The 13,467-nt window shown below is 62.7% G+C and carries 14 protein-coding genes and 1 tRNA gene; 8 read left to right on the forward strand and 7 right to left on the reverse strand.

What is annotated here, in order from left to right; genetic code table 11:
* The first annotated feature begins 61 nt into the window (after window positions 1-61).
* The 5 genes from ACVWZA_RS09640 (at window position 62) to ACVWZA_RS09660 (ending at window position 5,495) form a co-directional block, all read left to right on the forward strand.
* Window positions 62-1,600: a class I adenylate-forming enzyme family protein gene (locus tag ACVWZA_RS09640; protein WP_457310983.1), complete on the forward strand. Its 1,539-nt coding sequence runs from the start codon at window positions 62-64 to the stop codon at window positions 1,598-1,600.
* On the forward strand, window positions 1,597-2,373 hold the full coding sequence (locus ACVWZA_RS09645; RefSeq protein WP_457310984.1) for a thioesterase family protein: 777 nt from the start codon (window positions 1,597-1,599) through the stop codon (window positions 2,371-2,373). The genes ACVWZA_RS09640 and ACVWZA_RS09645 overlap by 4 nt, the downstream gene beginning before the upstream one ends.
* A gap of 145 nt (window positions 2,374-2,518) precedes the next feature.
* Complete coding sequence (locus ACVWZA_RS09650) at window positions 2,519-3,205, forward strand: EF-hand domain-containing protein (protein WP_457310985.1); 687 nt, start codon at window positions 2,519-2,521, stop codon at window positions 3,203-3,205.
* 89 nt (window positions 3,206-3,294) lie between these two features.
* Window positions 3,295-4,014, forward strand: a complete 720-nt coding sequence (locus tag ACVWZA_RS09655; protein WP_457310986.1) for a response regulator — start codon at window positions 3,295-3,297, stop codon at window positions 4,012-4,014.
* Between the two features lie 104 nt (window positions 4,015-4,118).
* The gene (locus tag ACVWZA_RS09660) at window positions 4,119-5,495 is read left to right on the forward strand and encodes a HAMP domain-containing sensor histidine kinase (RefSeq protein ID WP_457310987.1); all 1,377 of its coding nucleotides are present in this window, start codon (window positions 4,119-4,121) and stop codon (window positions 5,493-5,495) included.
* A gap of 478 nt (window positions 5,496-5,973) precedes the next feature.
* Here the strand turns inward: ACVWZA_RS09660 and ACVWZA_RS09665 are convergent, their stop codons facing one another.
* Window positions 5,974-7,164: a serine hydrolase domain-containing protein gene (locus tag ACVWZA_RS09665; protein ID WP_457310988.1), complete on the reverse strand. Its 1,191-nt coding sequence runs from the start codon at window positions 7,162-7,164 to the stop codon at window positions 5,974-5,976.
* 175 nt (window positions 7,165-7,339) lie between these two features.
* Here ACVWZA_RS09665 and ACVWZA_RS09670 point away from each other — a divergent pair, with 175 nt between their 5' ends.
* Entirely contained in the window at window positions 7,340-8,245 is a 906-nt protein-coding gene (locus ACVWZA_RS09670) for a helix-turn-helix transcriptional regulator (RefSeq protein ID WP_457310989.1), read from the forward strand.
* A gap of 329 nt (window positions 8,246-8,574) precedes the next feature.
* Here the strand turns inward: ACVWZA_RS09670 and ACVWZA_RS09675 are convergent, their stop codons facing one another.
* The 3 genes from ACVWZA_RS09675 to ACVWZA_RS09685 all read right to left on the reverse strand — a co-directional run bounded on the left by ACVWZA_RS09675 (window position 8,575) and on the right by ACVWZA_RS09685 (window position 9,975).
* Window positions 8,575-8,820 carry a hypothetical protein gene (locus ACVWZA_RS09675; protein ID WP_457310990.1) on the reverse strand — a complete coding sequence of 82 codons (246 nt, stop codon included), beginning with the start codon at window positions 8,818-8,820 and terminating at the stop codon, window positions 8,575-8,577.
* A gap of 110 nt (window positions 8,821-8,930) precedes the next feature.
* Window positions 8,931-9,602, reverse strand: coding sequence for a sigma-70 family RNA polymerase sigma factor (locus ACVWZA_RS09680; protein WP_457310991.1), 672 nt, complete (start codon window positions 9,600-9,602; stop codon window positions 8,931-8,933).
* 91 nt (window positions 9,603-9,693) lie between these two features.
* Window positions 9,694-9,975 (reverse strand): hypothetical protein, encoded by a 282-nt coding sequence (locus tag ACVWZA_RS09685; protein WP_457310992.1) that lies wholly within the window; start codon window positions 9,973-9,975, stop codon window positions 9,694-9,696.
* Between the two features lie 497 nt (window positions 9,976-10,472).
* Between ACVWZA_RS09685 and ACVWZA_RS09690 the strand changes: the two genes are divergently transcribed.
* Both ACVWZA_RS09690 and ACVWZA_RS09695 read left to right on the forward strand, forming a co-directional pair.
* Window positions 10,473-11,195 (forward strand): Crp/Fnr family transcriptional regulator, encoded by a 723-nt coding sequence (locus tag ACVWZA_RS09690; protein WP_457310993.1) that lies wholly within the window; start codon window positions 10,473-10,475, stop codon window positions 11,193-11,195.
* Between the two features lie 46 nt (window positions 11,196-11,241).
* The gene (locus ACVWZA_RS09695; protein WP_457310994.1) at window positions 11,242-12,312 is read left to right on the forward strand and encodes a sensor histidine kinase; all 1,071 of its coding nucleotides are present in this window, start codon (window positions 11,242-11,244) and stop codon (window positions 12,310-12,312) included.
* A gap of 16 nt (window positions 12,313-12,328) precedes the next feature.
* Here ACVWZA_RS09695 and ACVWZA_RS09700 read toward each other — a convergent pair whose 3' ends face one another.
* The 3 genes from ACVWZA_RS09700 to ACVWZA_RS09710 form a co-directional block, all read right to left on the reverse strand.
* Window positions 12,329-12,700, reverse strand: a complete 372-nt coding sequence (locus ACVWZA_RS09700) for a response regulator (protein WP_457310995.1) — start codon at window positions 12,698-12,700, stop codon at window positions 12,329-12,331.
* Between the two features lie 372 nt (window positions 12,701-13,072).
* Window positions 13,073-13,157 (reverse strand) — tRNA-Leu (locus tag ACVWZA_RS09705).
* Between the two features lie 93 nt (window positions 13,158-13,250).
* Window positions 13,251-13,463, reverse strand: a complete 213-nt coding sequence (locus ACVWZA_RS09710; protein WP_457310996.1) for a hypothetical protein — start codon at window positions 13,461-13,463, stop codon at window positions 13,251-13,253.
* Between the last annotated feature and the right edge of the window lie 4 nt (window positions 13,464-13,467).

The following is a 13,467-nucleotide window of genomic DNA, read 5'->3' on the forward strand; positions in this document are numbered from 1 at the left end:
CGTATGGCATTTCTTCCTGCCTTGGCCTAGCGGACTCGAATATCGGGAACCCGGAGAGACCATGACTGCCCCCCTTTCTGCCGCGATCATGCTCGACAGTGACTTCGCCACCCTGCCCGATCTGATCCGCGCTCATGCGGTGGAGCGCGGCGACAAGGCCGCACTCGTCGAGGCGGGTGGCGAACTCGATTATGCCGGGCTCGACGCGCTGATGGATCGTATCGCCGCCGCGCTGCAACGCGACGGCGTCAAACAGGGAGATCCGGTCGCGATCGTCGCCGCCGCCTCGATCGAATATGCCGCCGTGTTCCTGGGTGCGCTGCGCGCCGGCTGCCTTGCGACTCCGCTCGCGCCGTCGGCGACCGGCGAGGCGATCGTCGCGATGATCACCGATTGCGGTGCGCCGATCACTTTCATCGATGCCGATGCCGCGACGACGCTTTCCGGGCAGCGCATCCCGGGCAAGCTGGTGCATCTGAAATCGCTCGGCCCCTGGCTCGCGCCCGGCGGCGCGCGACCGGAACCGGTGGAGATCAAGCCGGGAGACGGCTTCAACATCATCTATTCGTCGGGCACGACCGGCACGCCCAAAGGCATCGTGCAAAGCCATGAAATGCGCTGGGCGCATATCGCACGCAACTCGACCGCCGGGTTCGGTGACGCGGTGACGATGATCGCAACGCCGCTTTATTCGAACACCACCCTGGTCAGCTTCCTGCCCACGCTGGGTTGGGGCGGCACCGCGGCGCTGATGAAGAAATTCGATGCGCGGGGCTATCTGCAATTGGCCGAACGCCATCGCGCGACGCACACCATGCTCGTGCCCGTCCAGTATCAGCGGCTGATGGCGCTGCCCGATTTCGACAGTTTCGACCTGTCGAGCTTCCGCTTCAAGACCAGCACCAGCGCGCCGTTCTCGACCGCGCTCAAGGCCGATATCCTCAAGCGCTGGCCTGGCCTGCTGGTCGAATATTACGGCATGACCGAAGGCGGCGCGTCCACCGCGCTTATCGCGACGATGTTTCCCGACAAGCTCCACACCGTCGGCCAGCCGCTGCCCGGCCATGAGATCCGCCTGATCGACGATGACGGCAACGAAGTCGCACCTCGCGAGATGGGCGAAGTGGTCGGCCGGTCGCCGACGATGATGACCGGCTATCATGGCCGCAAGGAAGCGACCGCCGCCGCGGAATGGTATGATGCCGAGGGCAATCGTTATATCCGTCACGGCGATGTCGGGCGCTTCGATGAGGATGGCTTCCTGATCCTGATGGATCGCAAGAAGGACCTGATCATCTCCGGCGGGTTCAACATCTATCCGACCGACCTCGAAGCGGTGCTGTCGCAGCATCCGGCAGTCGCGGATTGCAGTGTAATCGGCGTGCCGTCCGAAGCCTGGGGCGAGACGCCGGTCGGTTTCTATGTGCCGCACACCGGGATCGATGCCGGCGTCGAGGAGATACGCGACTGGACCAATGCGCAGCTCGGCAAGACGCAGCGCCTGTCCGAGCTCCATGCGATCGACGAACTGCCGCGCAGCACTATCGGCAAGGTGCTCAAGCGTGAGCTGCGCGATCGCCTGGCGGGGACTTCGGCGTGACGCCGATCCGCGACATCCTCGCCGGCGCGACGCCGGTCGAAGGCGGTTTTCGCGCGACGATCCCGGCCAGCTGGCTGCAGGGGCGCACCACTTATGGCGGCCTGTCGAGCGCGCTGGCGCTGCACGCCGCGCAAGCCTGCGAACCCGACCTGCCGCCGCTGCGCTCGGCGCTGGTCGCGTTCATCGGTCCGCTTGCGGGCGAGGTGACGGTCACCGCGATCAAGCTGCGTCGCGGGCGCAACGCCGCTTTTATTCAAGCCGATATCGTGTCCGAAGCCGGGCTCGGCTACCGTGCGACCTTCGTGTTTATGTCGGACCAGGAATCACGCATCGACCTGGAGGGCGGTCTCGCCACCACATTGCGTCCGCCGGCGCCCGATGCGAAGCTCTACACTGGCCCTGAGGAGTTCTTCACCGGCAATTTCAACTTCTTCGACCTGAAGGATGAGGCAAAGGGCGAGGCGGAATGGCTGCGCTGGGCGCGGCTGCGCGCCTATGAAGGGCTCGACCCGATGGTGCAGGTGATGGCGTTGGCCGACGCACTCCCGCCCGCCGCGTTCAAGCTGCTGGGCAAGGCCCCTGCCCCGATCAGCTCGCTGACCTGGATCGTCAATCTGCTGACCCCGGCGCCGGCGACGACCGACGGCTGGTGGCTGCTCTCGGCCAAGTCGGATCATGCCAAGAATGGCTGTTCGAGCCAGACGATGATGCTGTGGAACGCCGACGGCGTACCGATCGCGCAAGGCGCACAAAGCGTTGTGATCTTCGCGTAAGTCACTCCTCCCCGTGCCGGGGAGGATTAGAACTGCGACAATTTGCGACAATTCTCCTCCACGTTGACACAGCGCCGTGACACGCTTGAAGCATTACGCTGTCCAAGGCGCGGATGATCCGGCCTGAGCTATCGAGGGAATTGCCATGAAGAAGCTGCTTCTCGCCGCTGCGCTCGCCAGCACAGCGCTCGCCGGCGGTGCCGCTATCGCTGGTCAGGCCGAACCTGGCCAGCGCGGCGGCGGTATGATGCGCGCCGACACCGACAATGACGGCGCGGTTTCGCGCGCCGAGGCCCACGCCCAGGCCGAGGCGCGTTTTACACGCATGGACGCCAACAATGACGGCCAGGTCGCCGGCGACGAACTGAAGCGCCGCAGCCGCATGGGCGCGACCGGCTACGACACCACGCCGATCACCCGCGCCGCGTTCCTGGCCAAGGCCGATGAGCGCTTCGCCAAACTCGACGCCAACAATGACGGCAGGATCTCAGCCGACGAGATGGCCACGGCGCGCGCCCAGCGCGGTGACCGGCCGCACAGAGGCGACATGGCTCGCCCCGCCCCCGCGCCCGGCGCAATCGGTCGGCCGATCGGTGGTCATGGTGCGATCGCGAAGGCGGATACGAATGGCGATGGCCGCATCAGCCGCGATGAGATGCGCGCGCAGGAAGACCGGCGGTTCGCCAAGCTCGACACCAACGGCGATGGCTTCATCGACAAGGCGGAGATGGATGCGAGCCGTGCGAAGATGAAGGCGATGCGCGACCAACGGTCAGCCGGCCAGCCAGGCGGCCCGGCGGCCGATGCGCCGGAACCAGATACCGGCCAGTAATCCCCCCGCTGTCCGGTTGCCGGGCGGGCGCCGATCCTCCGCCCGCCCGGTACTTTCACCCGGAAATTATCATGCTAAGCCCTGACCCGATGAGAGACACGCCCCATCTGTTGCTGGTCGATGACGAGCGCTCGATCCGCGAGCCGCTCGCGCAATATCTGACCAAGCAGGGTTTCCGCGTGACCCAGGCCGGCGATGCCGAGGCGGCGCGCACGCGCATGGCCGCCTATGCCATCGACCTGATCATCCTCGACATCATGATGCCGGGCGAGGACGGACTGAGCCTGTGCCGCCATATCCGCGAGACCGGCGAGATCCCGGTGATCTTGCTCACCGCGCGCAGTGAGGAAGCCGACCGGATCGTCGGCCTTGAAATGGGCGCCGACGATTATGTCGTGAAACCATTCTCGCCGCGTGAATTGTCGGCACGCGTCAAGGTGATCCTGCGCCGCGCCGCCGCCGGTGGCGCACGCCAGCATGCACCGGAACGCGGCTCCTTCGCCTTTGCCGGCTGGGTACTCAAATCGGGCGAGCGCGCGCTGGTTGATCGCGAAGGCGTGTCGGTGCCGTTATCGACCGGCGAATATAACCTGCTGCTCGCGCTGGTCACTCGCCCGCGCCAGGTATTGACCCGCGACCAGCTGCTCGACCTGACGCAAGGGCGCGAGGCCGCCGCGTTCGACCGTGCGATCGACAACCAGATCAGCCGCTTGCGCCGCAAGATCGAGATCGATGCCAAGAACCCGGAATTGATCAAGACGGTATGGGGCGGCGGCTACACGCTGGCGGCCGAAGTCACGAGGCTGTGAAAGACCGGTCTGAAATGCGCGATGACGCGCATTCGGCGGCATCGGTCCGTCCCCCCATTCGACATGGCCGGGTGGGGGAGCGGGCCGGTGCCGCTTCCCGACGCATGCCGGCATTACGCCTCTGGCCGCGCAGCCTGTCCGGCCAGATGGCGCTGCTGGTGGCGATCGCGTTGTTCGTCGCCCAGGCGATCAATTTCGCCATGTTGTTGCAGGAGCGCCGCTCTTTCCGCTTCGAACAGGTCACCGGGCCGGCGATCGCGCGGATCGTCGATGCGGTCGAGCGCGTCGAGTCAGGCCGCGGCCCCCACCTCCAGCCGGATCGCGGCAAGGTGCGGCTGATGTCGGCATCGCCTGTCACAACCGATGCGCGGCGCCTTGACGATGTCGAGCAGGGCCTGCGTGATGCCTTGACCGAGACTCGCCTGAAGGTGGGCAGGATCCAGGCCGGGGTCAAAACGGTCAGCGCCGACGACCCGCGCCTGAAGGATCAGACGTCTCGCCATGCACGACGCATGGCGCGTCTCGGCGGCGAACTGACCATCGCGGTCGAACGCCCCGAAGGCTGGCTGGTGCTCAAGACGCCATGGCCGGGTAGCGATGCATGGCTGTTCTGGCGGCTGATCGCACAGACGCTGATCCTCTACGGCGTCGTATTGCTCCCCGTGTTGTGGATCGGCCGACGCATCTCCAGACCACTGCGCACGCTCGCCACCGCCGCAGGCGATTTCAAACCCGGCGAGGTCGATGTGCCAATCGAGGAGCGCGGGCCGCAGGATGTGCGCGACGTCATCTCCGCCTTCAATGCGCTGCGCTTGCGCGTCACCGCGATGCTCGATGAGAAGGACCGCATGCTCGGCGCGATCGGACACGATTTGCGCACGCCCCTCGCCGCGCTCCGCGTGCGCATTGAATCGGTCGAGGACGACACCGACCGCAACAAGATGGCGGACACGATCGAGGAGATGAACCGCACCCTCGACGACATCTTGTCGCTCGCCCGGCTCGGTCGGCCGTCGGAGCCGCTGACCGATGTCGATCTCGCCGCGCTGGTCGATGCGGTGGTCGAGGATTTCCGCGATCTCGATCACGACGTGACGTTCGAGGAGACCGCGCGCCTGCGCATGCAACTGCGCCCCTCGCTGATGCGTCGCGCGGTACGCAACCTGATCGAAAACGCGATCAAATATGGCGAGCGCGCCGATGTCAGCATCCTGGGTACCGAACGCGAGGTGAGAATCATCGTCGCCGACAAAGGCCCCGGCATTCCGGAGGATCGGCTCACCGATGTGTTCGATCCGTTCACCCGGCTCGAAACGTCGCGCAACAAGGGAACCGGCGGCATCGGCCTCGGCCTGGCACTTGCCGGCGCAATCGTGCGTGATGCGGGTGGCGATATCGTTCTGCAGAACCGGCCGGAGGGCGGGCTCGACGCGATCATCGTGCTGCCGCGCCAAGCGATGACCGCGCGCAATCTACGGTAGCGCGGCGCGGTGATCTATCGGGTCTTCCCGCGCAGCTTCGCGTATATGAATGGCGACGGTGACGGCGCTATCGCCTTCCTGCGTGTCGCGGGCTCCGGGCGGGGGCGGTCAGCGCAATCAGGCTGGCGGCGGTTGTGATTTTCCAATGCTGCATCGCGATAGCGCCCTGTCGTCGGGGCCCCGCGAGGGGCGCAATGGCCGCGCTGTGCCACTACGGCGCGCGCATGCATCTACGCGCGCCGTTCAGGCTACTGCCAGGAAGCGTCGCAAGCCGCCTGGAGCGTGTTACAAACGTCGAGCGGCTGGGCTGTGGCCCAGTTTTCGAAGACCGAGACCTCGATCCCGCCCGGCAGCGCCACCGTGCCGGCGCGCAGTCCGTTTCCGAACCGCGGCCCATGACAGCCCCAGCGACTTGCGCGCCACCGATCTCCTCGAAACCCGGGTCGGTGGCGTGCAAATGTCCGGACGAAAACAGCTTCTACTTCCAGCCTGCTTCGAAGGCCGCGATCAGCACGGAGCAGGGACTGATGCTTACATTGTCGGGCGAATTCTGAACCAGCGCGGCATCGACACCATCGGGCAAGTGGATCATGCACGCCTTGGTCCCAGCCTTGCCCTGGCTGTTGGATCCAGTGCCTACGATGCCGTTGCGCGAGAAAGACACACCGCGCGAGGTCGATATGGCGTCGAGCCCTAAACGTTGGTCCATCATCACTTTGCGTGCAGGGGCGGAAAGCAGCTTTTCGGTGTTGAAGAGGTAGACGAAAAATTTCGTCATCTCGTTCGTCGCCAGATACAGTCCGCCGCTTCCGCAGAATTTAGACTGGTCGACCGCGACCACACCATTTATCTTGGCGTTCGGGTTCAACGGATAATACAGCGTTGCCGTGGGCCCATTGTCGAAACAATTCACATTCTTGATGTTGATCGGCGCAAGAATATGCATGTTCACGTATTTCGTGTACAGGAATGAATGATAGTCGCCCTGCGTTGGCCATATCTGCGAACCGTCGATCTTCTCGTATTTCAGTGTTCCCGTCGCAGCCCATAACTTCGGCATCAGTTCGCGAAGTAGCGCGTAATTGACATTATCATAGGCGCGAACTCGCTCTGCAAAACCTGGAGGATGTGACGTTGTGCCCCCCGCGACGGTGGCCTTGACACCCTCATAACCAAGCTTGGAGACGCCGTTAATGTTTCCGGAACTGAGGCCGGATGTGTGGCGCATCAACTCGGCGAAGGTCAGATTCGCGACATTGGGACCCGGCTTCCAGCCATCGGGAAGGTACGTGCCAATAGGCGTACCGAGCGAGACGCCCTTACTCTTGTTGGCTTCGACCAATTGCATGATGGCGAGCGCGGTGAAGGTCTTGGTTACGCTCGCAATATTATTGCGCTGCAGGGGACCGTGGGCGCGATAGCTGTCGAACGCGATCCGCGCCGGCCCGAAGCCCTTTTCCAGCGCCACGTTACCGCCCTGGGCGATGGTATAGCTGAACGCGACGACGGACGGCTTCATCTTCGCTTCGATCGACGCCGCCATCTTGGCCGGGCTGAATGCCGGGACAGCGAGCTGGTCGCCCGCTACGGCGGCGCTTGACGTTCCGGCGCAGAGTGTAGCCAGGAACAGGATTTTGGCGGAACGGCGAATGCGCACGATCTTAAGCATTGAACTCTCCCAAAAAATTGGCCGCTTCACTGCGGCGATTGCGGTCCTTTAGGGGCGGCTGTCGGGCCGGGGCAGGTGCAACGCCGGGCCGCACGCTGCGCACCAGGTGTGCAACGGGTGTGCAACGGTTGCATTTGACGATTGCCAGCGTCATTTTTGCGGGATAAATTATAGCATGACCGAGGTGTTCGGAGACAAGCTCGCGTTGACGCTCAAGGCTCTGTCGATCAGCCGGGGACGGCTGGCCGCCGACATCAGCGTCGACAAGTCGCTCGTCGGGCGTTGGTGCAATGGCAGGGTGTCGCCGTCGGCACATAATTGCACGCGACTGACCCAGGCGTTGGCGGCGCGGCTGCCCGACCTGACGCCACCATTTTCGATGATCGACTGGGACCTCGACCTGGTCGGGTTAGCCGATCGCCTCGGCTTCACCATCGCGCCCGCACCGCGGGTCGTCAGCGATCTGCCGAGCGGCTTCGCCGAATGGCTGCGGCTCAGCAAGCTGCGCGACGCGGCGCTGGCGAGCGGCAAAGTTAGCACGGCGCTGGCGGGCCTGTGGCGAACGACCCGCGCGGTGCCGGAGATCCCGGGCAAGTTCGTCCACGACTATGTTATTATGCAGACCACGGGCGACGGCCCGCTATCGTTCCGCATGGGCATCTTCTCGCACCGCATGATCGGCTGGGCAATCGCGGTCGGCGATCAAATGTACTGCTGTTGCACGAATCAGAGCACGGGCGGCTCAGTATTCGCGATCCTGAACCGCGTGCACCGGGCCCGCATCGATATCCTCGATGGAGTCAGCCTCGCATGCATGGCCGACGCAGGCGGTACGCCCGTCGCCGCGGCAATTCTGCTCGAGCGCATTGCCGACCTCAGCGGCGATCCGCACGCCGACGAAGCTCGTTACGAGGAACTGCTTGCCGAACACCCCGTCGCGCCCGACGGCAGCATCCCGGAGGATGTGCAGAACTACCTGCTTTACGACACCGGCCCGACCGCGCTGGCGAACGGCGGCGACGCGATGATCATGATCCGGGCATTGACCTCACGCGCCCGCGGTAGCAGCCCTCCACAGTAACGCCGCCTCCAAGAAAGGGTGAGGTACAGCACGTACAGGGCGGGCACCGGTCGCGAAGCGAGCGGCGAGCAACAGACGATCGTTCGTTGCGCAAAAGCCTGGAAGGGGTTGATCATTGGTGGTGCGGGCGGTGGGAATCGAACCCACACTCCTCTCGGAACTGGATTTTGAGTGGGACGAGTCTCTCCTATATCATTGATATAGAACTAGAATTGTTTTCGCAAACGGAAACTGTGTAAGGATTTGTGTAAGTCTGCCAGCCTGCTCGACCACCAGCATGAGTGAGGTGGACCGATGTCTGCACCTGCTTTGTCAGGAATCTCTTCCCCTCAGTCGCCGCCGCTAAGATCCATGACCTTGTTGACAAGCGATTCTGCACCCGCATTACCGACGAGACGGCCAAGCTCAATGGCGACCTCCGGTGTCATGCTGACCACTGTGCCGTCGTGGCCTTCCACAAAGACGTGCCCATCATCGACCCATACCCGCCGAGGTCTGCCATAAGCTTCGACCTGCCTCAATCGTGCAGCGATTTCTGTCCGCTCCGCTGGTGATGGATGGTCAGCTTCGGTCATGCGTTCGCTCCTGGGTATGCAAAAGTGTGCCCCGCCCGGGGGGAAAGGCGGGGCACAACGGCTGCCGTGGGAATCCGGCGCCGATCGCGTCAGGCCGTGCAATTCTCAATTTATAATTGCTGGAGCGACCGCGATACTGTTCGTGGATCGGGCCGCCCGATGGCCAAATTGTCACATTCCAGATGATCCTTCATCAGCGATAGCCCTCGCCGGACGATGCTTTTCATCGTGCTGAGCGGAACGCCGCTGCGCGCCGCCAATTCGGGATAGGTCAGGCCATCGAAAAATGCCGCGCGGATCGCCGCTTGCTGCTGCGGGGCTAGCGCCGCGAGACTGTCGCGAACGTGGCGATCGGTTTCTGCCAACAGCATCCGGGTCTCGGCGCAAGGTTCCGGGTCGGCGAGCTCGCGCATGTCCCCTCCGACCTCGGCCCCGCGCGCATGTCCGCGTCGCCAGTCGATGGCGCGGTTCCGCGCGATCGCCGATAGCCAAGTAATTGCGCTGCCGCGCGCCGGGTCCCAAGCACCCGCTCGTTTCCAGATGGCCAAGTAAACCTCGGCGAGGACATCTTCCGCTGCCGCTCTTTCCCCGCAAACTCGCACGCAGATGCCGAACAGTTGGTCACAGGTCAGCGTGTAGACGATGCGGAAAGCCTCACGGTCTTCGGTGCCTGTGCGCGTCAGCGCCTCGGCAAGCTGCGCGCGACGATCGCTAACCTCGCCATCACGCGGCGGCATTTCCGGATGTAAAGGCGATGATCGCACGGGCAGCATACCAATCATTCAAGGTGCAACACGGCTCATTTATCGTTCGTTCCGCCACGATTGATTGTAATCAAGAAGCGGGCAAATTGAGCGCAGTTGTCCCCGACAACTACGTCAGTTCGTGTTCGAGACTGCCGCCAATCGCCGTTAGGAGATCGAGCGAATCCTGCATCCGCCCGCGAGATTCGCCGGCCATTTGGGCGAACTCGACCTTGATCTCCTGCGCGGTGGAGACGACCGACACAGCCTGTTTTGTTGTGAACGTGCCGTTCTCCATTAGCGCGTGGAGCATACTCTCGGCGAGCATCAACGCCGCCTGTCCATGAGCGTCAGCCTCCAACACCGGGGGCTTGGTCCTCGCTGGATCGTTCTCGTTGGCAATTTCGGTCATGATATCGGCCTATCGTCCTCAGGCGGGAGATCGCCTTTTCTACCGACGGCGGCTGGTTCGAAAGCCGTCGATCCAGTGACCATGGGCGCAACACCGTCCGCTCACCACAACACTAATCTATGCCATACGCGCGTTCGCACGACAGCACTTGATTACAATCAACTACTCCGACTGGGTGGCTGCTATGACCGGGCCAAGGAGCAGACCATCGACGACATCGGGGTATTCATGATGGCTTTTGCTCAGAATCCATGGACAACCTCCACATCGCTTGAATCCGGCGCTTGCACTCTGTTTGAGAAGCGCTGCCATGGTCGTCAATCTTGCCGTGGGCACGGGGGGGGGGCCGGCATTGGTCGCGCCGTTCGACGTAGCATGCGCGAAACTTTGTCGCCGCCTGGCTCTTGGCCAACATTGCCAGCACTGCGCAAACCTGATCTATGTTCCCTGCCACCCTTAATTCGCGACCGCGCGATTCATCGAGGAGGGGTGCGCTCATGCCGAATGCATTTATAAACAAGTTGCGCGGCTACGCCCCGCTCGATCGGGCCGACGAAGAGGCGCTCGCGGAGGCGTGCCAAAGCGTGCGTAGATACCCTGCGGGCCACGACCTGATCCGCGAAGGCGACGAGCCGAACGTGGTGTTCGTCATGCTCGAAGGCTGGGCCTGCCGCTATAAGATGTTGCCCGACGGCGGGCGCCAGATCATCGCGTTCATGATGCCCGGCGATTGCTGCGACGTGCACGTCGCCGTGCTCGCGGAAATGGACCACAGCATCGCGACCCTGACGACGGCCAAGGTGGCGACGATACCGCGCGCGGAGATGGAAGCCCTGACCGATGCGCGGCACGGATTGACCAAGGCGTTCTGGTGGACTCAGCTCGTCGATCAAGGCGTGCTGCGCGCGACCATCGTTAGCATGGGGCGCCGCACCACCCAGGAACGCATCGCACACTTGTTGTGCGAGCTTTATTTCCGGATGCGCAACATCGGGCTGGCGGATGACGGCCCCTGCGAAATGCCGTTCACGCAGATCGTGCTGGCCGACGCGGTGGGACTGACCCCCGTCCACACCAATCGGGTCATCAAGGGCTTGCGCTCGGCGGGCGCGCTGGAAGTGACCCCCGGCAGCCTGATCATTTCCGACATCTCGCGCCTGGCGCACATCGCCGGGTTCGACGACAATTATCTGCACCGACGGTTGAGGCGCACTGGCTAACGGCTTGGCCGGATTCCCTTTCAACATCTCTCGAACGGAACACAGCATGACTCCCCCCATACCGCCGCCGCCAACTGTTGAGCTGACGCTCGCAATTGCCATGGTCGCGTCTGCTGCTTCCCCGCTACTTTTGCTCGATGGCCAGCTCAATGTCATCGCCGCGAGCGCCACATTCTGTCGGGCTTTCGAGGTCGAGCCAGCCAGCGTGAACGGCCGGGAAATATTCTCGTTGGGAACGGGCGAATGGGATGCGCCGCGATTGCGCTCGCTGCTGACGGCAGTCGCCTCGGGTGCGGCGAAAATCGAGGCTTACGAATTTGATTTGAGCACACCCGAACAAGTGGTTCGTCGACTATGCGTCAATGCTCACCGACTCGACTATGATGACCGCGATGCGGTTCGGCTGTTGATGGCGATCACTGATGTGACGGAGGCCCGCGCCAACGACCGGCTTCGCGACGAACTCGTCCACGACAAGTCGATTATGTTGCAGGAAATGCAGCACCGCGTGGCCAACAGCCTGCAGATCATCGCCAGCGTCCTGTTGCAGAGCGCGCGCAAAAGCCAATCCGAGGAATTGCGTGATCACCTGACCAATGCCCACAACCGGGTGATGTCGGTCGCGGAGCTGCAGCGTCAGCTTGCGGTTTCAAGTCTGAGCGACGTCGCCATGAAGCCCTATCTCGGCCAGCTCTGCCAGAGCATCGGGGCTTCGATGATCGCCGATCACGATCAACTATCGATCACCCTCGACGCCGACGAAAGCAGCGCCAGTTCGAATGCCTCGGTCAGCATCGGGCTGATCGTGACCGAACTCGTCATCAACGCACTAAAGCACGCGTTTCCTGGCCGCCGGCACGGCGAGATAAAGGTCGGCTATAGCGACAGCGACACGGGCTGGAAGCTGACAGTAGCTGATGATGGCGTCGGCATGCCCGGCGATATGGCCGACGCCAAAGCGGGGTTGGGCACGACGATTGTCAACGCCCTGGCCAAGCAGCTTCGCGCGACCGTTCACGTCCAACCCGGCGGAGCCGGGACATCGATCACGGTCAAACAGACCAAGCTAAGGCTGATCGATGGGGCGACACAGGACCCCGAGGTGCAGGCAGTTTAGCCTCGCGCAGCCACGTTTACTGAACGAACGCGCATATCGCCTCGCCGATCGTGGCGGCATTATAGGGTTTGGGAAAGAAGCGCGCACCCTCCGGCATTTCGATTGCTGTTGCAACGTGGTTGCCGGATACGATGATGAACTTCAACGGCGGCCAACGGCGGCGCGCATACGCAGCTAGTTCTAATCCATCCATCGATCCTGCCATTTGAATGTCGGTGAATACGATCGTAATTTGCGGATGCTGTTCGAGCAATGCGATCGCCTCGTCGGCACTCGACGCTTCAAAGAAATCGCACCCCAGATCCTCAACGAGCGCCGTTGCGCCCATGCGGATCATGGCCTCGTCTTCGACGATGAGAACGACGGGACACGATGCGCTGACGATCATATGGCACCTCTAACCTGAGGAAGTGCGTTCGGGAACATGGTCAGGTAAGACCCGCGTCCAGGCAGTCGCAACGGCACGCATCTTCCGATACTCGCCAGACAGTTATAACGCCGTTCAATGATATTCGATCCACTCAGATATGGGCAGCTTGCCGGCGGAAGAACGCGGACTGACGGCCGGTTTCAGGATCGCCGAGTTCAACCGAGCGCAAACTTTGAGTCGGCTGCTGTCGGCCGCTTTAACGTACGCCTACGGCACAAAGGCCATTGGACTCATCAAGGCGCGCCAACATCAGCCTGGGGCAGCTAACCCACGCTCGCCGCCCATAACCGGCCAGTCCGCTTTCGGCCCAAAACCGGTCATTAAGCTCGATGGTGCGGGCGGTGGGAATCGAACCCACACTCCTTGCGGACCTGGATTTTGAATCCAGCGCGTCTACCAGTTTCACCACGCCCGCATATGCGCAACGTCGCCCTGTTAGCCGCGCCCCACTTTGACTTACACAGAGTTGGGCGCGCCTAGGCCAAATGACCCGACGCGCGTCGCTAATCTAATGAATTCTAACGAGATTTATTTTCCAGATTTCGTCCCTTTCACTCAGTCGCTGTGGCTTTTGAGTGCGGTGACAGACCGGCTTCAAACGCTCACGCAGAATCTCGAAGGTGCGCTCCTGCGACAGATTGGCGAATTGCTTGCGAAAGCTCTTCAAATCGCCGAAGGTGTGTTCGTCGATGAAGCTGACCAGGCCAAACAGTTCCAGCAACGAA

The sequence above is a fragment of the Sphingomonas sp. UYAg733 genome, from assembly GCF_054057355.1.

What these genes read in the sequence shown, in the direction of transcription:
- ACVWZA_RS09640 (WP_457310983.1), top strand. Translation starts at nt 62, where the DNA reads ATGACTGCCCCCCTTTCTGCCGCGATCATGCTCGACAGTGACTTCGCC.
- ACVWZA_RS09650 (WP_457310985.1), top strand. Translation starts at nt 2,519, where the DNA reads ATGAAGAAGCTGCTTCTCGCCGCTGCGCTCGCCAGCACAGCGCTCGCC.
- ACVWZA_RS09655 (WP_457310986.1), top strand. Translation starts at nt 3,295, where the DNA reads ATGAGAGACACGCCCCATCTGTTGCTGGTCGATGACGAGCGCTCGATC.
- ACVWZA_RS09660 (WP_457310987.1), top strand. Translation starts at nt 4,119, where the DNA reads ATGCCGGCATTACGCCTCTGGCCGCGCAGCCTGTCCGGCCAGATGGCG.
- ACVWZA_RS09665 (WP_457310988.1), bottom strand. Translation starts at nt 7,164, where the DNA reads ATGCTTAAGATCGTGCGCATTCGCCGTTCCGCCAAAATCCTGTTCCTG.
- ACVWZA_RS09670 (WP_457310989.1), top strand. Translation starts at nt 7,340, where the DNA reads ATGACCGAGGTGTTCGGAGACAAGCTCGCGTTGACGCTCAAGGCTCTG.
- ACVWZA_RS09675 (WP_457310990.1), bottom strand. Translation starts at nt 8,820, where the DNA reads ATGACCGAAGCTGACCATCCATCACCAGCGGAGCGGACAGAAATCGCT.
- ACVWZA_RS09680 (WP_457310991.1), bottom strand. Translation starts at nt 9,602, where the DNA reads ATGATTGGTATGCTGCCCGTGCGATCATCGCCTTTACATCCGGAAATG.
- ACVWZA_RS09685 (WP_457310992.1), bottom strand. Translation starts at nt 9,975, where the DNA reads ATGACCGAAATTGCCAACGAGAACGATCCAGCGAGGACCAAGCCCCCG.
- ACVWZA_RS09690 (WP_457310993.1), top strand. Translation starts at nt 10,473, where the DNA reads ATGCCGAATGCATTTATAAACAAGTTGCGCGGCTACGCCCCGCTCGAT.
- ACVWZA_RS09695 (WP_457310994.1), top strand. Translation starts at nt 11,242, where the DNA reads ATGACTCCCCCCATACCGCCGCCGCCAACTGTTGAGCTGACGCTCGCA.
- ACVWZA_RS09700 (WP_457310995.1), bottom strand. Translation starts at nt 12,700, where the DNA reads ATGATCGTCAGCGCATCGTGTCCCGTCGTTCTCATCGTCGAAGACGAG.